Annotated in this window: 17 protein-coding genes; 7 read left to right on the top strand and 10 right to left on the bottom strand. The window is 66.2% G+C overall.

The genetic code is table 11. The features are described 5' to 3' along the window. Positions 1-104: 104 nt before the first annotated feature. A complete protein-coding gene (locus tag CXR03_RS14345) occupies positions 105-1,742 on the top strand; it encodes a dolichyl-phosphate-mannose--protein mannosyltransferase (RefSeq protein ID WP_258073665.1) in 1,638 nt (545 codons plus the stop codon). A 42-nt stretch (positions 1,743-1,784) separates the two neighbouring features. Then, complete coding sequence (locus tag CXR03_RS14340) at positions 1,785-3,599, top strand: long-chain fatty acid--CoA ligase (protein ID WP_104104421.1); 1,815 nt, start codon at positions 1,785-1,787, stop codon at positions 3,597-3,599. Between the two features lie 88 nt (positions 3,600-3,687). Here the strand turns inward: CXR03_RS14340 and CXR03_RS14335 are convergent, their stop codons facing one another. Further along, positions 3,688-5,331 (bottom strand): TIGR01906 family membrane protein, encoded by a 1,644-nt coding sequence (locus CXR03_RS14335; protein WP_258073664.1) that lies wholly within the window; start codon positions 5,329-5,331, stop codon positions 3,688-3,690. 182 nt (positions 5,332-5,513) lie between these two features. Next, positions 5,514-6,509, bottom strand: coding sequence for a stage II sporulation protein M (locus CXR03_RS14330; RefSeq protein ID WP_181034621.1), 996 nt, complete (start codon positions 6,507-6,509; stop codon positions 5,514-5,516). A gap of 65 nt (positions 6,510-6,574) precedes the next feature. Here CXR03_RS14330 and CXR03_RS14325 point away from each other — a divergent pair, with 65 nt between their 5' ends. Continuing rightward, positions 6,575-7,378, top strand: a complete 804-nt coding sequence (locus CXR03_RS14325) for an RDD family protein (RefSeq protein WP_104104419.1) — start codon at positions 6,575-6,577, stop codon at positions 7,376-7,378. A 49-nt stretch (positions 7,379-7,427) separates the two neighbouring features. On the opposite strand, the gene CXR03_RS14320 is transcribed toward CXR03_RS14325, so the two are convergent. From CXR03_RS14320 to CXR03_RS14305, 4 genes are all read right to left on the bottom strand, one after another. Next, positions 7,428-8,627, bottom strand: a complete 1,200-nt coding sequence (locus CXR03_RS14320) for an Ig-like domain-containing protein (RefSeq protein ID WP_181034620.1) — start codon at positions 8,625-8,627, stop codon at positions 7,428-7,430. Positions 8,628-8,809: 182 nt separating this feature from the next. Continuing rightward, complete coding sequence (gene ahcY, locus CXR03_RS14315; protein WP_104104417.1) at positions 8,810-10,288, bottom strand: adenosylhomocysteinase; 1,479 nt, start codon at positions 10,286-10,288, stop codon at positions 8,810-8,812. 33 nt (positions 10,289-10,321) lie between these two features. After that, positions 10,322-10,504 (bottom strand): hypothetical protein, encoded by a 183-nt coding sequence (locus CXR03_RS14310; RefSeq protein ID WP_104055198.1) that lies wholly within the window; start codon positions 10,502-10,504, stop codon positions 10,322-10,324. A gap of 100 nt (positions 10,505-10,604) precedes the next feature. After that, complete coding sequence (locus CXR03_RS14305) at positions 10,605-10,985, bottom strand: DUF3499 domain-containing protein (protein WP_104104416.1); 381 nt, start codon at positions 10,983-10,985, stop codon at positions 10,605-10,607. A 106-nt stretch (positions 10,986-11,091) separates the two neighbouring features. On the opposite strand from CXR03_RS14305, the gene CXR03_RS14300 reads away from it, so the two are divergent. Next, on the top strand, positions 11,092-11,622 hold the full coding sequence (locus CXR03_RS14300) for a metallopeptidase family protein (protein ID WP_104104415.1): 531 nt from the start codon (positions 11,092-11,094) through the stop codon (positions 11,620-11,622). Between the two features lie 40 nt (positions 11,623-11,662). Here CXR03_RS14300 and CXR03_RS14295 read toward each other — a convergent pair whose 3' ends face one another. The 3 genes from CXR03_RS14295 to CXR03_RS18695 are packed head-to-tail and all read right to left on the bottom strand — an operon-like array spanning position 11,663 to position 17,438. Beyond that, positions 11,663-13,372 carry a DUF5719 family protein gene (locus CXR03_RS14295; protein WP_219816255.1) on the bottom strand — a complete coding sequence of 570 codons (1,710 nt, stop codon included), beginning with the start codon at positions 13,370-13,372 and terminating at the stop codon, positions 11,663-11,665. Continuing rightward, positions 13,372-16,908 (bottom strand): glycosyltransferase family 2 protein, encoded by a 3,537-nt coding sequence (locus CXR03_RS14290; RefSeq protein ID WP_258073700.1) that lies wholly within the window; start codon positions 16,906-16,908, stop codon positions 13,372-13,374. Before CXR03_RS14290 ends, CXR03_RS14295 begins: the two co-directional genes overlap by 1 nt. Next, complete coding sequence (locus CXR03_RS18695) at positions 16,908-17,438, bottom strand: WhiB family transcriptional regulator (RefSeq protein ID WP_104055193.1); 531 nt, start codon at positions 17,436-17,438, stop codon at positions 16,908-16,910. Before CXR03_RS18695 ends, CXR03_RS14290 begins: the two co-directional genes overlap by 1 nt. Before the next feature lie 330 nt (positions 17,439-17,768). On the opposite strand from CXR03_RS18695, the gene CXR03_RS14280 reads away from it, so the two are divergent. Continuing rightward, entirely contained in the window at positions 17,769-18,500 is a 732-nt protein-coding gene (locus CXR03_RS14280; protein WP_104104413.1) for a TIGR03089 family protein, read from the top strand. On the opposite strand, the gene CXR03_RS14275 is transcribed toward CXR03_RS14280, so the two are convergent. Beyond that, the gene (locus CXR03_RS14275; protein WP_104104412.1) at positions 18,478-19,071 is read right to left on the bottom strand and encodes a GtrA family protein; all 594 of its coding nucleotides are present in this window, start codon (positions 19,069-19,071) and stop codon (positions 18,478-18,480) included. The two genes, CXR03_RS14280 and CXR03_RS14275, sit on opposite strands and share 23 nt — an antisense overlap. A 187-nt stretch (positions 19,072-19,258) precedes the next feature. On the opposite strand from CXR03_RS14275, the gene CXR03_RS14270 reads away from it, so the two are divergent. Together CXR03_RS14270 and purE are read left to right on the top strand one after the other, a co-directional pair. Beyond that, on the top strand, positions 19,259-20,428 hold the full coding sequence (locus CXR03_RS14270; protein WP_104104411.1) for a 5-(carboxyamino)imidazole ribonucleotide synthase: 1,170 nt from the start codon (positions 19,259-19,261) through the stop codon (positions 20,426-20,428). Then, positions 20,428-20,955 carry a 5-(carboxyamino)imidazole ribonucleotide mutase gene (gene purE / locus CXR03_RS14265; RefSeq protein ID WP_104055190.1) on the top strand — a complete coding sequence of 176 codons (528 nt, stop codon included), beginning with the start codon at positions 20,428-20,430 and terminating at the stop codon, positions 20,953-20,955. Before CXR03_RS14270 ends, purE begins: the two co-directional genes overlap by 1 nt. Positions 20,956-20,963: the final 8 nt, after the last annotated feature.

Here is a 20,963-nt window from a genome sequence, read left to right as displayed (position 1 = left end):
TTTTGGGAGGTGCCGGGGCCGGTGGTCTGCTTGCTGGAATTCACCATCTAACCCTACGCGAGTTGGGAACAGTGGGCGCCCCCGGCACCTATAGAGTGGTGCGGGTGAGCCCGACCGTGATCGAGACCCCAGCCCCCGGAGCAGCACCGCTGGTGCAGGATCCCGTCCGCGCGTACAGCAGTACCCAGCTGCGGAACCGGCTGCTGGGCTGGGCGCCGGGCACCTCCTTCACCCTGGGCGTCTGGGGCTGGATCCTGCCCCTGGTGTCCACGGTGATCGGGGCGGTGCTGCGTTTTGTCCGGCTGGACGAACCGCATTCGTTGGTATTCGACGAGACCTATTACGTCAAAGACGCTTATTCGTACCTGATCTCGGGTTATGAGCGTCAGTGGCCCGAAGACGCGAACGCGTCCTTCAACGCGGGCATCCCAGGAGTGCTGCTCGCCGACCCGGAATACGTGGTGCATCCGCCCGTGGGGAAATGGATGATCGCTGCCGGGATGGCGCTTTTCGGTGCGGACAACAGTTTTGGCTGGCGTTTCGGCGCCGCGCTGACCGGCACGCTCACCGTGCTGCTGGTGGGACTCATTGCCGTCCGGCTGTTCCGCTCACCGCTGCTGGGCGGCATCGCGGGGCTGCTGCTGGCCGTTGACGGCCACCACTTGGTGATGTCCCGCACCTCCCTGCTGGATGTTTTCCTGACGTTCTGGGTGGTGGCGGCTTTCGGCGCCCTGCTGCTGGACCGCGACGACGGGCGGCGGCGCCTGGCCCGCCGGCTGTCGGCGGCGGCCGGCGGCAGTGCACCCCCGGCGGCCGCCCTGCTGTACGGTCCGTGGCTGCTGTGGCGGCCCTGGCGGCTGGCCGCCGGCGTCTGCCTCGGGTTGGCTGTGGGCACCAAGTGGTCTGCGCTGGCCTTTGTCGCCGTTTTTGGCCTGATGACCGTGCTGTGGGATGTCAACGCGCGCCGCGTCGCCGGCATCCGTGCCTGGCCAACGGCGGGACTGCTCAAGGACGGCGTGCCGGCATTCTTCACCGTCATCCCGGCGGCGGCCCTCACCTATCTGGCCTCATGGACGGGCTGGCTGCGCTCGGCGAATGCCTACGACCGCAACTGGGCGCAGGACAACCCCTCCGAAACGTGGGGCTGGCTGCCGGACTGGCTGCGGTCGCTGGCGGAATACCACCGCAGCGCATACGCCTTCCATAACAATCTCAGCTCGGAGCATGCGTACGAATCCAGTGCCTGGACCTGGCTGTTCATGGGCCGGCCCACGTCGTTTTTCTACGAATCATCAACCCTGGGAACCGGCGGCTGCACCGCGGACAGCTGCTCCACGGCCATCTCCTCCGTCGGCAACCCGGTGATCTGGTGGTCCGCTGCACTGTCCCTGCTGGTCCTGCTCTTTTGCTGGCTCGGCCGCCGGGATTGGCGCGCCGGCGCCATCCTGGCCGGAGTTGCCGCGGGCTATCTGCCCTGGTTCGCCTATCCGGAGCGCACCACGTTCTTCTTCTATTCGGTGTCCTTTGAGCCGTTCCTGATCCTGGCGCTGACCTACGTGCTGGGCCTGGCCCTGGGCCGGAGTACCGATCCGCCGGCGCGCAGGAGGACAGCCGGTTTGGCGGTGGCCGTGTTCCTTCTCGCCGCGATTCTGGTCTCCGCGTTTTTCCTGCCGGTCTGGACGGCTGAAACTATCCCGTATTCTGACTGGCGGCTGCGTATGTGGATGCCCAGCTGGATTTAGTCTCATTTACCCATGTGCGCAGCACAGAAAGAGAGGCCAACGGTGCGCGAATCCGCCACTGATTTACTGGTCCATCTCCCCGAGAAGTCGAACATCACCGACATCCTGGTGGGACTCCATGCGAAGACCCCCAACCACCCCCTGTTTTCGCTGAAGAACGGCACCGGCTGGAAGAACGTCACTGCCGACGAATTCCTGACGCAGGTCAGCGAACTGGCCAAGGGGCTGATCGGCCTCGGTGTGCGCCCCGGCGACAGCGTGGCCGTCATGTCCAAGACCTGCTACGAGTGGACCCTGGTTGACCTCGCTGTGTGGTTTGCCGGCGCGGTCACGGTGCCCATTTACGAAACGTCCTCCCCCTCCCAGGTGGAGTGGATCATCCAGGATTCCGGCGCCACGCACGTCTTCGTCGAAGATGATCGGAAAGCAGCGGTGGTATCCGCCGCAGTGGCCTCGGGAGACCTCGACATTGCGCTGTGGCAGATGAAGGCCGACGGCGGCGAGGGAACGTTTGAGGAGCTCATCGCCGCGGGCGCTTCGGTGGACGATGACCGGCTGGAAACCGCCCGGACCACCGCAACCCTGGAATCCGTGGCCTCCATGGTTTACACCTCCGGCACCACCGGCCGTCCCAAGGGCTGCGAAATCACGCACGGCAACTTTGCACTGTTCGGCGTCAACATCGTGGAGTTCCTGCCGGAAATGCTCAAGCACAAGGACGTCAGCACGCTGATGTTCCTGCCGCTGGCCCATGTACTGGCACGCGCCGTGCAGGTGGGCTGCCTTGCGGCCGGAGTGCGCGTAGGCCACTCCGGCAGCGCCGCGGACCTTATGGGCGACCTGAAGTCCTTCCAGCCGACCTTCCTGCTCGCCGTGCCCCGGATCTTCGAAAAGATCTATGCCGGAGCGCAGCAGTCCGCGGAGGCCGCCGGCAAGGGCAAGCTGTTCACCGCCGCAGCGGACACCGCCGTCGCCTATTCCACCGCCCTGGATGCCGCAGCCCGCGGCGGCAAGGGACCCTCCCTTGCACTGAAGGCACGCCACAAGTTCTTCGACAAGACCCTCTACCCGAAGGTCCGCAACGTCTTTGGCGGCAAGCTGACCCACGCCATCAGCGGCGCGTCCGCGCTGAGCCCGCAGCTGGCACACTTCTTCCGCGGCGCCGGGATCATGGTCCTCGAGGGCTACGGCCTGACGGAAACAACGGCTCCGGCCACCGTGAACACCGTCCCGCTGGCCCGGGTCGGTTCGGTGGGCCTGGCGCTGCCGGGCAGCAGGATCCGGATTGCGGACGACGGCGAGGTCCTGATCGCCGGGGCCGGCGTCTTCAAGGGCTACCACAACAACCCCGAGGCCAACGCTGCCGCCTTCAGCGGCGAATGGTTCCACTCCGGGGACACGGGCTCCCTGGACGACGACGGTTTCCTGACCATCACCGGCCGAAAAAAGGACATCCTCGTAACCGCCGGCGGCAAGAACATTGCCCCCGGCCCGATGGAGGAGAAAATCCGTGAGCACCGTTTGGTGTCACAGGCAATCGTGGTGGGCGAAGGCCGGCCGTTCGTGTCAGCGCTGCTGACCCTGGACGACGAGGCGCTGGCGGCCTGGGGGCGCGAGAACGGCGTGTCGGCGGTTGCCGCTACGGCTGCCGATGACCCCCGGGTCCGCGCCTCGCTGCAGGAAGCCGTGGATGCGGCCAACGCAACGGTTTCCCAGGCCGAGCAGATCCGTAAGTTCACCGTTTTGCCGCAGGACTTCTCGCTTGAGTCCGGTCACCTGACGGCAACCCTGAAACTGCGGCGCAATGCCGTGATTGCGGATTACTCTGCCGAGGTGGAGAAGCTTTACCAGAAGTAAGCCTGCACGCCGCTGACCAAAAAAGCTGCACGCCTCCGGAGGGAGACGTGCAGCTTTTTTATTCGGTGTCCGAAGTACCGCCGGTCTGCTAAACCGCTTCCAGCGACTCGAGGTAGCGGCGGCGGGCCTCTTCCTGCTTGCGGCGGGAGCGCTCCCGGCGGGCTTTGGTAGGCCAGGCCGCGATCAGCACCACGATGCAGGTCAGCAGCACCAGTCCGGCAATGGCGATGCCGGCGTCCATCCAGAACTGGGCGGGGAAGAGGCGAATCAGGGTGTCGTCCATGCGGAACGTCCAGTTGCCGTTGGCAAAGAAGATGGTGTGCACCTGGGTGAAGAAGCTTTCCCAGCCCAGCACGGCCGTCACAATCAGCGCGCCGACCAGGACCAGCGTCACCACTGAGCCGGAGAACAGTGCACGCCGGATTCCGCCGGGGCTGCGCTTCGCCAGGTAGATGCAGGCCAGAAGACTCAGCACCGCCATGGCGAGGGCCGTCACGAAGGCAACGGTCAACACGGTTTTGACGTCCGCCATATGGCTGACTTCGCTTTCCAGATACAGCGGTTCTCCGCTGGACATCACCAGGTCACCGAGGTAGCGGGCGCCGGAGAAGTTCAGCAGATAGTCCACGGCATAGGAGCCGTATGTCATGCGGTCATCCGTGGAGAAACCGTAGCTGTCGGCAGGGAACCCCGGCCGGTGGTACTCGACCCAGAGGAACAACGGGGTGGCCACCGCCCGGATGGCTGCCGCCAGCAGCATGACCGGGAAGAACACCGCAATCATGACCTGCAGGATGCGGGCCAGCACGGGCTTGGCTGCCCCGGCCCGTTCGCGTTCCTCGGCCCGGCGCCGGATTTCCTCTTCGGAGATCTCGTCTTCGGCCGGACGGTCCGCCTGTGCGGCAGTGTTGTTGCCGTCTGTACTGTTGCTTTCACCGCTGCCGGTCCCGGCAGCGGTGGCTCCCGCAACAGGAATGGCGGCCGTGGCAGTGGTAAACGCGGTGCTTCCGGACGCACCCTCCGCAGCATTGTGGGTGTTGGCACCTGCTGTTTCCGCGCTGCGGTCCAGCAGCGCCGTGTCCTGATCCGACGCAGCCTCCTGGACCGGCACCGTATCCGAAACCGGCTCTCTTGCCGATTCCTTTACTGCGGCGCTGTCATCAAGGTGCGGGGCCGAAGCAACGGTGCTGACGGGGGTGGTCTCCGGCGACTCATCCGGGTCCGTGTCACTGGCCGGAGCGCGGGAGCTGTCCTGCGCCGTGTTGTTCCCGGCGGAGGGAACCTCGGCGTCGATGCGGCCCGCCTGTTCCCGCTCCTCATCGCTGAGGTCCCCGTAGCCGCTGACGTTGGGCATCGTGCTTGCCCGCCGCATCGGCAGGGTGCTCCGCTGGGCGAGGGAAGGATGGCCGCCCGGGACAACGTTGGCGCTGGAAGTTCCTGCCGCCTCGGCAAAGGCAGCTTCCCAGTCATCATGATCGAGTCCGGCATCACGCTCGTCCGGTTCGGAACCTCGGGATGCAGGAGAACCTGCGGCGTCAGCGGTACCCGTTGCACCGCCGTCGGCCGCAGCGTCTGCATCCGTGCCGGCCGCATGGTCGCCGCTCACGATGGTCTCGCTGGCGTCACTGAGCCGGCTGCTCTCCTGGGCGGCCTGATCAGTGCGGTGCTTCTCGGGTTCGGCGGAGCCTCCGGGCGTGGGGTGTTGCTGGGGGGTATCGTCCTGGCTTGCCACTACTTCCTCTTTCACTTCCCTGGCCTGTTGGTTCTGGCCTGTTTGCGGATACCGATGGACTTTTACGGTTCCATTCTTCTTCGACCCTACCGGGCAAGCACGGCAGGAACGGCGCCGCCACCCCGGGTTCAAGGAGACTCAATCCGACTGTTACCTTCGGACCGCCGCAGCACAGGACCCGGTCAGGCGGTCCGCAGTACGTCACCGCTGTCGCGCCGGGACAAATCGCCGCGGTGACCCGCACGGTAGGCCCGGCCGCCCAATACCAGTGTGTACGCCCAGTACGCGAAGAACAGGACAGCTCCGATACCGATCCGTAGCCAGGTGGGCAGCGGCGACGCCGTCACGAAGCCCTCGACCAAACCGGAAAGGAACAACACGATGACCAGGCCCAGGGCCACGGTGAACAGCGAGCGTCCTTCCGCCGCCACGGACACCGCGCGGGTGCGCCGTCCCGGAGCAACCCAGGCCCAGAAAATCCTCAGTCCCGCGGCCACCGCGATGAAAACGGCCGTCAGCTCCATGAGTCCGTGGGGCAGGATGTAGCTGAAAAAGACGTCCAGTTTCCCGTACGCGGCCATAGTCCCTGCGGCTATGCCAACGTTCAGGGCATTTTGGTACAGGATGAACGGTCCCCAAATGCCGGTAATACCGAACGCGACCGCCTGCAGGGCAATCCAGGCGTTGTTGGTCCAGACCTGTCCCGCGAAGGAGGCAGCCGGGTTCTCCGAGTAGTATCCGGCGAAGTCCTCTTCAACGTACCGCCGGACTTCCGCATCGGAGCCCAGGGCCGCGGCAATGACTCCGGGGGTGTTCGCAGCCCAGATTCCAAAAAGCCACGACGCTGCAATGAACGCCGCTCCCACGGCAACGGTCAACCAGCGGACACGGTAAAAGCCGGCCGGCAGTGCAACCACGAAAAAGTACGCCAGGTCCTCGGCAAAGTTGGACCGTGCGCCGGTGAAACGGGTTCGTGCCCGGGACAGGCGCATGGACAGCGCAGCAGAGAGCGCGCCTTCCGGAGCCACCGAGCGGACCATGGAAAGGTGTGCCGAGGCCCGCTGGTAGAGGCGCAGCAGCTCATCGGCTTCCTCCCCGCTGAGCCGGCGCCGGGCGGCAAGCTCATCCAGCCGCAACCAGTCAGGGGCATGCACTGCGCTGAACGCTTCCATATCCACGGTTACACCCTAGCGCTGGGTACAGTGGAGTACCCAGCACCAGTATTCGGACGAGAGGACCGCCCGTGAGTTCCATCGTCACCGGAGAGGCCGTTGTCCTGGAACTGCGGCCGGCATCCTTCGCGGCACGTGCCCTGAGTTCCATCATCGATGTGACCGCCCAGTTCATTGTCCTTCTCGGGCTGCTGCTGCTCTTCGGCCAAACCCTGGGCGAATCCGTTGATCCCGCTCTGGGACAGGCACTAATCCTGACGATCGTGGTCCTGGTCCTGATCGGCGTGCCCGTGACGGTGGAAACGCTGACCCGCGGCAAGTCGCTGGGACGCCTGGCCATGGGACTGCGGATAGTGCGCGACGACGGCGGGGCGGTGCGCTTCCGCCACTGCTTCATCCGGGGTATGGCTGCGGTCCTGGAAATCTACATGTCCGCGGGATCGGTGGCGTTCATCGCGGCCATGTTCAACGAGAGGTCCAAACGGCTCGGGGACATGATGGCCGGAACGTACGCGATGAGGGAACGGGTCACCGCTCCCGTGCCCAACCAGGTTCAGATGCCGCCGTGGCTGCGCGGCTGGGCGCATCTGGCGGACATGGGACGCTTTCCCGATGCACTGTCCCGCAGGGTGTCCCGCTTCCTGTCCCAGGCCTCCCGGCTCTCAGCCCCGGCACGGGCCGCCCGCGCCGCAGAACTGGCCGACGAGGTCTCCGCCTTCGTTTCCCCCCAGCCCCCGCCCGGCACCCGGGCCGAGGACTTCCTCAGCGCCGTGACGGCTGAGCGCCGGGACCGCGATTATGCCCGGATGTCCAGGCAGCGCGAACATACCGAACGGGTGAGCCGGCGGCTGCACCGGCTGCCGTTCGATCAGTAGGATTCTTCCGGCATCCGGCCGGGCAGACTGCTCGGCCGGGCAGGTTGGGTTACTGCTTGGGCTGGCTGACCCACTCGGCCCACGGCAGGTTCCAGTCCCCGAACCCGTCCCACACGAACATGGGTCCGTAGCCGGTGTTCAGCACCTGGACCACGTCACCGGCGTCGAAATTGTCATAGATGTATTTGGCGCCCTCGGGACTCATGCCGATGCAGCCGTGCGAAACATTGGACACGCCCAGCACCGGCTGGGCGGACGGCAGGGCTTCGTGGATGAAAGCGCCGCCGTCGGAGATGCGGGAGGCGTTGTGGGCGGTGACCGGCTCGTAATAGTGTTCATCGCCGGGCTTCAAACCAATGGATTCGGCACGGAACGGGATGGACTCATGCTGGTCCATGATCACGTGGTAGCCGATAGTGGACGGCCAGTCCTCGGTGCCCAGTGTGACCGGGAAGGTCCTGGTGAGCTGCCCGTCGATGTACACGCGCATCATCTTGTCCGCGTTGTCCACCACGGCCAGCCGGTTGTTGTGGGTGCTGAAGCTGGCGGTCTCATTGAAGTTGCCGATCATGCCGTTGCCGAAATCCACGCCAAGCAGCTTCATATCCACGGTGATGGTGCTCTGCGGCGCCCAAAATTCTTCGGCCCGGTAACGGACCTTCGTGTCGCTGATCCAGTAGAAGGCCCCTACCTGGCCGGAGGTGGAGGTGACCGTGATGGCCTTTTCCACGGCCTGCTTGTTCAGGACCGGTTCGCTGAAGCTGAGCTCCAGCGGCTGGCCGGTGCCCACCACTGATCCTGACTGCGGGTACATGACCGCATTGGCCTCATTGGCGGTGGAGACGGTGGTGAACTTCCGGGTTTGGGTACTGGTGTCGCCGTTGGCATCGGCGAGGGTGAAGGTCAGGGCATAGGGCGTGTTGAAGGCCAGGGTCCCGGTGGCAGTCCACGTGGTTCCGTCGGCGCTGAGTTCGCCGGGAACGGGTTCGCCGCCGGAAACCGGAGCCAGCTTTGCTGATTCCACGGTCCCCTGCTCCACGGTAATGGCCGGCACGGAGATCGGGTTCACTTCAACGGCGTCCGCCTCCGGGGTGACAACGGCTACCGGCTCGGGAACGGCAGGCTTGGATTCCGCGGCCTTTGAGGCCGGCCCGGATGCTCCCGACCCGCTGCTTTGGACGTCTTCAGCGACGAACGAACACGACGTGAGTGCACCGCCTCCGCCCAGCAGAAGCGTCCCTGCGAGCATGGGACCGACGATCCAGCTCCTGCGCCTTGTTGTGCCCTGTGCCATAACTGCTAACCAATGCTTCCCGGTGCTCTTTGACAGATGTTGGAGCGACCATAGCTCCCCCTGCGTCATTTTACGGTACGGCTGCCGATTACGATGCCACATCGAATGTCTGCCCGGACCCGGCGCGGCACCGGAGCCTAGTAGCGGTAATGGTCGGACTTATACGGTCCCCCCACGTCCACGCCCAGGTATTCCGCCTGGCTCTTGCTCAACTCGGTGAGTTCGACGCCGAGAGCATCCAGATGCAGGCGCGCAACCTTTTCGTCCAGCACCTTGGGCAGCACGTACACCTGGTTGGCGTAGCCCCCGTCCTGGGGTGACTTGCCGTGCTTGGTGAACAACTCGATCTGCGCGATGGTCTGGTTGGCGAAGGAGTTGCTCATGACAAAGGAGGGATGGCCGGTGGCATTGCCCAGATTCAGCAGGCGGCCCTCGGAAAGCACAATGATGCTGTGCTGCGCACCGGTGCCCTCGTCAAACACCCACTCGTGCACCTGCGGCTTGATTTCCACCTTGCGGATCCCGGGAGTCCTGGCCAGGCCGGCCATGTCAATCTCATTGTCGAAGTGGCCCACGTTGCCCACGATCGCCTGGTGCTTCATCTTGGCCATGTGGGAGGCCATGATGATGTCCTTGTTACCCGTGGCGGTGATGAAGATATCGCCCTGGTCCAGGACGGATTCCAGCTTCGCCACCTGGTAGCCGTCCATCGCGGCCTGCAGTGCGCAGATCGGGTCGATCTCCGTCACGATCACGCGCGCGCCCTGCCCGCGCAGGGCCTCGGCGGCACCCTTGCCAACGTCGCCATAGCCGCAGATCACGGCCACCTTCCCGCCGATCAGGGTGTCCGTGGCGCGGTTCAATCCGTCCGGCAGCGAGTGCCGGATGCCGTACTTGTTGTCGAACTTGGATTTGGTGACCGAGTCATTGACGTTGATGGCCGGGAACAGCAGCTTGTCTTCAGCGGCCAGCTGGTACAGGCGCAGGACGCCGGTGGTGGTTTCCTCCGTCACGCCGCGGATGCCCTTGGCGGTTTCGGTCCATTTGCCCGGGTTTTCGGCCAGGGAGCGGCGGAGCACGTCAAGGATGACCGTGTACTCATAGGAGTAGTCGGCGTCGCCCTCCCGGGGGTTCTCCGGCACCGCACCGGCGGCCTCGAACTCCACGCCCTTATGCAGCAGCAGCGTGGCATCGCCGCCGTCGTCCAGGATCATGTTGGGTCCGCCGGAACCCTCCGGCCAGGTGAGGATCTGCTGCGCGGTCCACCAGTACTCTTCCAGGGACTCGTTCTTCCACGCGAAAACGGGAACACCTGCCGGGTCCTGGGGGGTGCCGTTTCCGACCACGACTGCCGCTGCCGCTTCATCCTGGGTGGAGAAAATGTTGCAGGAAGCCCAGCGGACTTCGGCACCGAGCGCGGTGAGCGTTTCGATCAGCACTGCTGTCTGCACCGTCATGTGCAGGGAACCGGCAATGCGGGCTCCTGCCAGCGGCTGGCTGGGGCCGTATTCACGGCGCAGGGCCATCAGTCCGGGCATTTCGTGTTCGGCCAGGCGGATCTGGTGGCGGCCGGCTTCAGCGAGGGACAGGTCGGCGACTCTAAACTCGATGCTCACGCGGTGGAATCCTCACTCTGAAGTGTCGGAAGCTTAGCCGTCCCGCACTGCGGAGGGGGCCAGTAATACGGGGATGCCTTCCTCCAGGACGTAATGGACGAGATTACCGCTGGCGTCCGGGGCAGTCGAGACCAGTCCCGTGTCATCCTGCTCCAGTGCGGAGCCGGTCACGGGGCAGCGCAAAACCGCCATCAGATCGGCAGTGAGTTTAACCATGGATTGCAGCACTTCCTTGGGATACGTCGATGCCGTGCCTGAGAGTAAGAACGCGGCGCTGGCCCCCAGACTATCCCTTTAGGATGCGGCAGTGCAGGTGTCAGACCTCTTCGCGCAGGACCCGCAGGTGGGAGCGCCGGGCGCCGGGGGTCTCTGCCGGGGGTTCCAGGGCGTGCTTGCCGGCGCGCTTGGGTGCCTCAACTGCAGGCTTTTCGGCGGCCTCCCGCACGGCATCCACGAGTGCGGACAGATCGTCGCGGCTGGGAGTGCGCGGCTGTCCGGCCAGATCCAGGCGGACCACTTCCCATCCCAGCGGCACCGTCAGCCGGGCGGCGTGAGCGTTGCACAAATCGTAACAATGGGGTTCGGCGTACGTTGCCAGCGGTCCCAGCACCGCGGTGGAATCGGCGTACACATACGTCAGGGTGGCAACAGCTGCCTCTCGGCACGCTGATCTTGAGCACAGTCGTAAGGATTCCACGGAGGATCACTTTACCTGCCGCGGGCACCCGCAGCGGGCAGGCTCGCCGGGAAGACGGGTCCCATTAACAGTGCTTCCCGGCGGGTACAGCCGTTACAGTACTTGTATGTCCACCGGACCAACTCTCAGGGTGTATCTCGGCCCCGGCGAAGAGCCGTCCGGAAACGGGCCGGATGACGCCGTTTCCTCCGGGGCGGCTGACCCGCGCCCGTTCCGCAGCCGACGCCGGAACCGGCATGGACGCGGCTTGCGCGGTGAGCTTATTCCGGCGCATCTGGCCGGTTTCCGCTCCCGTTCGGAGCGCTTCGACACCTGGGTGCTGGAGTCCGCGCAGCGCCTGGAACGGCTGTGGGGCGAGAGCATCCAGTCCTATCAGTTTGTGGTGCAGGACATCCCCCCGGGACTCGAAGAGCTGGCAGCTGCCCACGGGAACATTCCGTTCGGTGCAGGCACCCCCGCAGCGGGACCAAAGCCGGCCGTCATCACGGTCTACCGGCATCCGATCGAATCCGCCGCCCGTGGCCTGGTGCCGGTCAGCGAACTGATCCACGACGTCGTGGTGGAACAGCTGGCCACACTCATTGGCATGGATCCCGAAACCGTGGACCCCACCTACGGCCGTTTCCGTCCGCTGTAGCCGGCGCCGCGCATAAGGCACGGCAGGGCACCGGCCAGGCTTAGTAGCCCAGGCTCACCGGAACCGAGGTGCCGCCGATGTTCCCCTTGGGCAGCGGCAGCACCGAAACGCCGCCGTCCTTACCCGTGAGGACCTGGGCACCGTACACCGGCTCGCCGGTGGTGCTGATCAGCACTGCCGCAAGACCTGACCCGACGCTCTGCGCCGGGACGTTGACCGTGGAGCCCTCCGGAACCGAGACGATCTGCTCCTCGGCGAGGCTGCCGTCCCTCGCAACGCCGGTCAGCCGCACTTCAGCCGCACCGGCCGGGGCAGCAAAACTCAGCACGGATGTGATGTCCGCGGGCAGCACCGCCAAATGTTCATTGCCCAGGCGCTCTCCCGACGGCGCGACGGCCAGGTCCACCGGTGCGTCAGGCTTGCTGCCCCGGCTGGACACGGTGCCGGCAACCACCGACACATCGGCTGTGACCTCCACCGAGTACGTCCCTTCGGGCAGCGAGTCCAGGGGAAGCTGCCCCACGCTGCCGGCAGGAACGGTGAAGACTCCCCCGCCCGGCAGGGAAACATCTCCGTCCTTGCCCAGGATCCGCACCGACACCACACCGTTGGTGCTGCCGGGAACGGCCACCTGGACCACCGGTGCCGCTGATTCATACCCGCGCTTGGCGGTCAGCGCCTTGGTGGCAGCGGGGCTCTGGATGCGGACGCCGCTGATGACCTGCTGCGGCGACGCCGCGGCTGACGGCTGGATCAGTTCCACGCCTCCGGGCGTCAGTCCCCGCAGGACGCTCTGCTGCACCATTGCCGTGACCGGCCCGCCGGAACTGCGCACCCGGACCGCCAATCCGGGGTCATTCGCCGCCAGGCCGGCCAGGACAATTGCTTTGGTTGCGCCGGGCGGCACCAGGATCCCGCGCGTGCCGGTCCCTTCCACCGGCCCCTTGGAACCGTAAAGCTCCAGGTCCACCGTGGCGGCGCTTTCCGACGGATTGGTGAGGCGCAGCACCGCGGTGGCACCCACCGTGGTTCGTGCCCCCAGAATCCACATGTCGTTGCCCGGAGCCTGGCAGTTTGCCGCGGCGAGACCGGCAAGGTCACCGTCCTCGGCGGAGAAGCCCACCACGGCATTGGCCGTGGCCTGCAGGGTGCCCGAGGGCTCGGCGCTGAGGACCGTGGCCTCAGTGACGTTCTCCTTGGCCAGAACCCCCGCGCTCCTCACGCCGGCCAGTGGCTGCTCTTTCGGAGCACCGTCTGCGATGGTTTTCAGCACGCTCATCCCGTCAGCCTTCAGCAGCGACGACGCCGGAACGGGATTCCCCGCGCCGCTCAGCACCACCGCGCTCAGGTTGGTCGTGGCGGATTCGGATACCGGGCTGAACTGGGGATCAGTTCCCGCAACGGCACCGGACAGCAGCCGCAGCGGCTCCGGGCAGACAGCGGTAAGCGGTCCTGCCGGTACGTCAGCCGCGGCAATCTCCACGGATCTTCCCGCCTTGCCGGATTCAACGGCCTCGGAACCTGCCACCACGGCCGTTGCAGCAGCAAGGATCAGCACGGCAGACCCCGCAGTGACAGCCTGACGGCGGCGGCGCTGCCGCCGCACCCGGGCCTCGGCCCGGCCAGCCGGAAGCGGGCCGGACTTTGACGGCTCCGCACCAGCAGCAACCGGAGAACCAGCCCCGGCGGCAGCATCCCCGGTTGCCCGCTTCCGCGCCCGGCGGTCCGGGGATTCCTTCTTGCGGCTCATCAGCGCTGCCCTTCCGTTGCGCCGGATTTCCCCGAGGCTTTGAGTTCCTCTGTCCGGACCGGCGCACCTGCGCCGACCGTTGCCGTCTTGGACGGTTCCGCCGGCACCGCAGCGGCACCTGGATCTGCCTTTGCGCTGCCTCCGGCAGCACTGCCCCCGTCCGCCGGATCAACCGGTCCGCTACGGCGCGGAAGCTGCCGGCCGGGCAGCCGGACCGCGCCTCTGCGGGAGCGCGTGGGCAGGGCCAGCAGCACCGTCAGCGCAATAACCAGGACTTGAAGTGCACCAAGCCAGGGTTCCCAAACTGTGTCATACCGGATTTCCAGGTCCCCGCCGTCGGCAGGAAGCGTCCAGGCCTGTGCCCAGCTGTCCGCCGTTGCTGCCAGCGGCACACCGTTCAGTGTTGCCTGCCAGCCCGGGTCCGAGCGTTCAGCCAGGACAAGAATGCGGCCTTCAGCTCCGGCGGGGATGGCGGTACGAACGTCTGTGGCCCCGGACTGAACCACGGATTCCACGGAGCCGTCGCCGGCCAGGATGCGGACCCGGGCGGTGTCCTCGGAAAGCTCCTCAGTCCCCTGCTCATCCAGCTGGCCGACAACCCGCCACAGCCAGCCCGAACCGGTCTGGCCCACCGGCGCGAGGCCCGGAACGGAATCCATCTTCCCCGCCAGCAGCTCCGCGGACGTGTCCGACTGTTGAAGGACCACGTAGCCAACACCAAGCCGGGCCAGCTCCGCGCGCGGATCCACTCCGGTCCCGACGGTAATGATGGCCACGGCACGGCGCACGTCTGCCGCGGCGTCGTCGTCGGCCGCGAGTTCCTCGGCATTGACCGCACCCGTGATCGTGCGGGCTGCGTAAATGGCGGACATGCCGTCCATGGTGGTGCCGCCGTGGCGCATCAGTGCCGCAGTGACGTCATCGTTGGCGTCTGTGCGCAGCACCAGGGTGCGGGTGCGCTCGTCGCTGCTGCCCTTGTCCGCTGCGGTGGCGGGCAGCGTGCGTTCTGCTGCCGGGGCTACCAGGGGCTGCGCTCCGTGCACGCCGTTGGCGCCTTCGGCGGTGGTGGAGCCCGTGGCCAGCGGAACGCTCCACAGGGCCAGGCCCGCCGCCGGCCCCATGGCGAGGAGGATTCCCAGCAGGACGGCTACCGGCCGGCCGGCCTTTCGGGGACGTCCGTCCGCGGCATGGTCCGGGGTTGCCTGGCGGTTGAGCAGGGTGTTTCCCGCCAGCAGCGCCGCACACAGCTGCAGGAAGACTGCGGCTGAAACCAGTGGACCGGGGAACGGCGTCACAAGTCCGCCCGGAGCTGCACCCGTGGCGACGAATGCCGAGAGCCAGCTAAGGACAAGCGCGGCGAGGCTCAGGATCCAGGCCAGGCGGGCCAGCGCGGTGCGGGGACCGGCGAAAAGAGCGGCAACGGACAGCAGCAGCACCGGGCCGCCAATGACCAGGGCCAGCACCAGCGGCCAGGGACCGGCCGGCAGGAAGTCCAGCAGGGGAAGTTCCCCGTTGACGTCAAAAGTGAGGGGGAAGCCGAGCAGCTGCTGCCACAGTGCGGCCGGGTCGAAGCCCAGCGGAACCCCGGGGTCTGCGGCAAGCGCACGTGGACGGTCCAGGGTGGAGAGAACCACCGGCAGGAGCAGCGCAGCCGCCGGGATCAGGGACCACCACAGCGTGCGGGCACGGCGGCCCACCCGCAGGGAGACCAGCAGCACCGCAAACGCGGCCAGCACAAAGAGCGTGGGCGCGGACGCCGTGACAACGGCCAGCAGCAGCCCGGCAGCACCGGCAGCGGCCCAGCTGGATTCCTTGCCGGTCCATTGAACCGGCGTGCCCGGAAGAATCAGCCGGTCGTTGACGTTGCGCGGCGCCGTTCCCACGGCCCGCAGCATGGCCAGCACCAGCAGCGGCAGCAGGATGTGCGCAATCAGCGCTCCGAGCCGGCCTTCACCCAGCGCCACCTGGAGCGCGGGTGTGCTGCCCCAGAACAGTGCGGCCCAAAAACGCAGGCCCCGGTGACGGGTCAGCGCACCTGCGGCGAACCAGGCACTGAGCCCGGCGAGCGGCATGGCCGTCAGCACCAGGGTGACGACGGCGATGTTGGTGTTTCCGAGTCCGGCGGCACCGAGCAGCCAGAGGACATAGTCGAAGGGGTCGCCGTGGCCCGGGTAACCGGAGCCCAGATCGATCCACCAGGACGAAGCATTGGACCAAATCTCACCCAGGCTTCCGGAGAGCGGCAGCAGGGACCCGCCGGCCAGCGCGGACGCTCCGATGAAGCGGTGAAGCCCGGCCAGTGAAGCGACGAGCAGCAGCAGCGCTGCCGCGACGGCTCCCACCCCCACCCAGGCACGGGACGGGGCAGCGAGGGCGGCGAAGTCGTGGTTGGAATCACCGCTGGGTTCCAGGGATCCGGCTTCCTGCGCCGTTCCGGCCAGTGCCGCCGTCCCGTGTGTCTGGGTTCCGTGCGTCTGGGTTCCGTGAATCAGCGCGTCGTCGGCGAAGAGCGCCGGTTCCGCCTCAAAGAGTGACCTGCGGTGTTCGCGTACTTCCCGCCGTCGGGTGCGCAGGGCACGGACCGCGCTGCGCGGCCGGGTCCGGGTGGCTGCGGCGGCGCGGCGGGACCGGTACAGGTCCACCGGACGCAGGACAGCGCCGATGCTGGCCGCGAGTGAGCTAAAAGCATAGGCGGGGTCTTTCGCGAGCATCCCCAGGATCAGCCGGCCGAAGCCGCCCAGGACTGCACCAACGGCAAGGAACGGAACCTGCCACAGCGGCGCGTGTTTGAGCCGCAGGAAGATTTCGGCCCGGCGGGAGGCGGCGGCGGTGGCTGCGGTGTTGGGCCGGCGTCCCGCGTGGCGCATCTTGGCTGCGGGGACGACGACGACGCGGTGGCCGGCCAGGCGGTTGCGCCAGCACAGGTCAACGTCGTCACCGGTGCCGGGCAGTGCCGGGTCGAAGCCGCCCAGGGCTTCCCAGACATCGCGCCGCACCAGCATGCCGGCGGAGTTCACGGCAAAAAAGTCGCTTCGCGCGTTGTACTGGCCCTGGTCCAGCTCATCGGCATCGATCAGCGTGAGGCGTTCCGCCCACCGGCTGATCGAGACGCCAACGTCCACCAGCAGCCGCTGGTTGTACCAGTCGACCTGTTTAGCGCCGGCAATAGTGACCGAGGGCGCCCGTTCAACGGCCAAAAGAAGTTCTTCAAGGGCTTCCGGGGCAGGCGCCGAATCATCGTGGAGCAGCCACAGCCAGTCCACGGTATCGCCGGGAGAAACGGGGGCTGATAGTGCGCTCAACCCCGCCTGCACGGCAGCACCGAAACCGGATTTGGCCGGAGCCTCGGCAATGGTGGCTCCGGCCGGGAGGCCGCTGCGCAAAAGGGAAAGGGAATTATCGGCGGATCCGGTGTCAACGCCGACGAATTGGTCAGCCGGCCGGGTTTGCCCGGCCAGCGCGGTAAGTGTTTCGGGGAGGTACTGTGCGCCGTTGTGGGAAACAACAACGGCACAAACGCGAACGTGCGAAGGAATTAGACTGCCTGCTTCCGGAGCCGGCGGCGTTCGCGCTCGGACAGTCCGCCCCAGATGCCGAACCTCTCATCATTGGCCAGTGCGTATTCCAGGCACTGGGACCTTACGTTGCAGGCAGCGCAGACTTTCTTGGCGTCCCGCGTGGAACCGCCTTTTTCCGGAAAGAAGGCTTCCGGGTCCGTCTGTGCGCAGAGGGCGTCGGACTGCCAGCCGAGTTCGCTGTCGTCGTAGTCGCCAAGGCCGGGCAGGCCAATCCAGACCGGCCGGGTGTCTTTCTCCGCGGGGGGAGAAAACAACGCGACGGGCGGGTCCAGGAGCTCTGTTTCCTCAGTGTCCGGGGCGAGGGCTTCGTGGGCGGCCAGGAAGGCCGTTGCCTGGTCCTCCAGACCTGCGGTGTCCTGGCGGTAGCGCTCAGCGGCTCCCGGGTCCGCGGGGTCCACGTACCAGTCCACGGGTACGCCCCGAGCGCCGTAGCTAGCTGATGCCTGCGCGGCGATGGACTGGTCGTGCGTGTATTCTGCCTGCCCCATGGAGGTCCTCCCGGTGTTATTGTCCCTGCAACGGATCTTTGAGCCCTGCGTGGCACAATCAGCCTGCTTGGAATGCATCTTGGTGGTGGATTGCTGGAACAAATCCGATACCTAATTACACGCGTGTAATACGAAGACGTCAAGCTGTTTCGGCATCCTATAGAGTCAACTCCTCAGAACCCGTGCACGCCACGCCCGGATTTTCGGCCTCATCGTCGGCGCGTCGCAGTTGCGCTGTCCCGCCGGGAATCATCTTCTCTCCGCCTTCGGGCGGAGAACTGCCCGGGGCAGGCGCACGCTGTCCCCGTACTCCACAGAAAAGAGCTCCCCATGCCCGCCCAGACCTCCGTTCCCGCCATACTGTCCACGCTGCGCACGCGTCAGGCAACCTCTCCCGCGCTGACCTGGTACGGCCCGGACTCGGAACGGATTGAGCTTTCCGGCAAAGTGCTGGACAACTGGGTCGCTAAAACGTCCAACCTGCTGGTGGACGAACTCGACGCCGAACCCGGGATCCGTCTTCTGCTGGACCTTCCGGTGCACTGGAAAACCCTGGTGTGGGCACTGGCAGCGTGGCAGACCGGATGCACGGTGATTTTGGGCAATAACCCGTCCAATTCCGCGGCTGCGCCGGATATTACGGTCACCGCGTCGCAGGAGTCGCTGGACACGGTGGAAGGCACAGTCGTGGCGGTGGACCTGGGAGCGTTGGCGCTGCGTTTCTCCGGCACCCTTCCGGCTGCCGCGGTGGACTACGCGGCGGAAGTCCGCAGCTACGCGGACACGTACATGGCGGGCGATGAAGCCGGCGAGGGTTTCACCGCACTGCACAGTTCACTGGGAGCCGGGCTGACGCTGACTTACGGGCAGCTCGCGGAAGCAGCCGACGGCGGCGCCGCGCAGGCACTGCTGATTCCGGCGTCGGCGGATCTTCCGTCCGTCCTGGCCGCCTCACTCCGCACGTGGGCCGCCGGCGGCAGCGTGGTCCTTGCTGCAGCGGAAGTGGAGATCACCGAGCGGCTGCTCGCTGCTGAAAAAATTACGGGGCGGCTGGAGGCGTAGGCTCCGCGGCCAGGCGCGGGTTGCCTGCCCCATTGCCGGGTTTGTTGGCGGGCACACCGGATGCGGGGGCAGGCTTCCTGGCGCCGTCGTCGAGCAGTTCATAGTCGTCTTCGAACCCGGGCTCTTCATCCAGGACCGCGTTGAAGACCCAGAACCGGTAGGCGAAGAACCGAAGAATGGTGGCTACGCCAATGCCGACGATTCCGGCAAAGCCAAGCCACTTGGCATCCGTGATGCCCATTGGATACTGGGCAACCCAGGTGAAACCGCTGGAGATGACAATGCCCACGCCGTTGATGATGAGGAACAGAACCAGCTCGCGGGTCACATTGTTCTGGCGGCGGCGCCGAAAGGTCCAGAACCGGTTGGCCACCCAGGAGAACAGGGTTGCCGCAGAGGCACTGATGAGCCTTGCCTTGGTGGCGCTTCCCTCCAGGACACCGTGGTAGAGGAGCCACCACAGCCCGTTGTCCACAACAAAGGCGAATGCGCCCACAGTGCCAAACTTCGCTACTTCCCGCCAGAACAACGAGGCCAGGCCTCTGATGCGCGCAGACAGTGATGAAAACATGTTCCTCCGAGGCCGTTGGTGCGCCGCCGGCCGGGATTGCCGAAGCTGGACACAGTCACCCGCTGCACGTGGAAAGGCAGACGGTAAGACACAATATTACCCCCGTAGTGTGGGAGTTCCCTGAGGGCACAGCCGCTGGACCGTCCTGGGAAAAGGATTTGCGGTCTCTTTTCGGTAACCTAATGTCGTGAGCTTTCCTATAATTGGCGTTGTCGGCGGTGGCCAGCTGGCCCGGATGATGGCCCCCGCAGCAGTGGCCCTTGGTTTCGAACTTCGTGTTCTGGCTGAAGGGCCCGATGTTTCCGCCGTACCCGCCGTTGTCCGTTCAACGGTCGGGGACTACACCGATCTGGAAACGCTGAGCGTGTTCGCCTCCGGGGTTGACGTACTGACCTTTGACCATGAACACGTTCCGGGAGAGCACCTGCACGCCCTTGCCGCCGCGGGCGTCAACGTGCAGCCCTCCCCCGAAGCCCTCATCCATGCCCAGGACAAGCTGGTGATGCGTGCGGCCATTGACCGGCTGGGCCTGCCCAACCCGCGCTGGGCACCGGTATCCGGCGTCGCGGATCTGGTGGATTTCGGAAAGGCCGCCGGCTGGCCCGTGGTCCTGAAGACCCCGCGCGGAGGTTATGACGGCAAGGGCGTACGGATCATCAATGATGCCGAAGAGGCGGCCGCAGCTGCAGACTGGTTCACCGGCGAACCGCTGCTGGCCGAAGAGAAGGTCCCCTTCAGCCGCGAACTTTCCGCCCTGGTGGCCCGGACCCCCCAGGGCAGCTCCCTGCCCTGGCCGGTGGTGCACTCTATCCAGGTGGACGGCGTCTGCGACGAAGTCATTGCCCCGGCCCAGGACCTTGACCCACGGGTCGCAGCGGCCGCACAGGAGGCCGCCCTGCGGATCGCCGATGAACTGGGCGTCACCGGTGTGATGGCCGTGGAGCTGTTCGAAACACCCGGACGCGGTGCCGGCTTCCTCATCAACGAACTGGCAATGCGCCCCCACAATTCCGGCCACTGGACCATGGACGGATCCGTCACCGGACAGTTCGAGCAGCACCTGCGGGCCGTCCTGGACCTCCCGCTGGGCGCCACGGATGTCCTGGGCGGCGTCGTCGTCATGAAGAACTACCTTGGCGGTGCCAACCTGGATCTGTTCAGCAGCTATGCTCAGGCACTGGCTGCCGAACCGGCGGCCAAAATCCACAACTACGGCAAGTCGGTCCGGCCGGGCCGCAAGATCGGGCATGTCAACGTAGTGGGCCGCAGCGCTGCGGACCTGCCCCAGGTGCGCCGCAGCGCTGAACATGCTGCGGCCATCCTCCGTGACGGCACCGATTCCTTGAAGGAGAACTAATGAGCAGCCGCGACACCCCCCTGGTAGGACTCGTCATGGGCTCTGACTCCGACTGGCCCGTCATGGACGCAGCAGCGGCAGCCCTCGCCGAGTTCGGAATTCCGTATGAGGCCGACGTCGTATCCGCCCACCGGATGCCCACGGAAATGATCGAGTACGGCCAGCAGGCACACCGCCGCGGGCTGCGGGTCATTATCGCCGGAGCCGGCGGCGCAGCCCACCTGCCGGGCATGCTCGCTGCCGTTACCCCCCTTCCGGTCATCGGTGTTCCGGTTCCGCTGAAATACCTCGACGGCATGGATTCCCTGCTGTCCATCGTGCAGATGCCCGCCGGTGTGCCGGTGGCAACCGTGTCCATCGGCGGAGCCCGGAACGCCGGACTGCTGGCTGTGCGGATGCTGGCGGCCGGCACGGATCCCCTGGCGGCCAAGCTGCAGCAGCAGCTGCTGGAGTTCGCGTCCGGACTGCGCCAGACCGCCCTGGCCAAGGGCGCCAATCTGCGCACCTCAGTCACCGGCAGCGACTAGGACCCGAG

The sequence above is a fragment of the Arthrobacter sp. 08Y14 genome (assembly GCF_002929455.1).
In the GTDB taxonomy this organism is placed as follows: domain Bacteria; phylum Actinomycetota; class Actinomycetes; order Actinomycetales; family Micrococcaceae; genus Arthrobacter_B; species Arthrobacter_B sunyaminii.
Note: the sequence above shows the minus strand (reverse complement) of the source record. Positions and strands in the feature narration are given on the sequence as shown.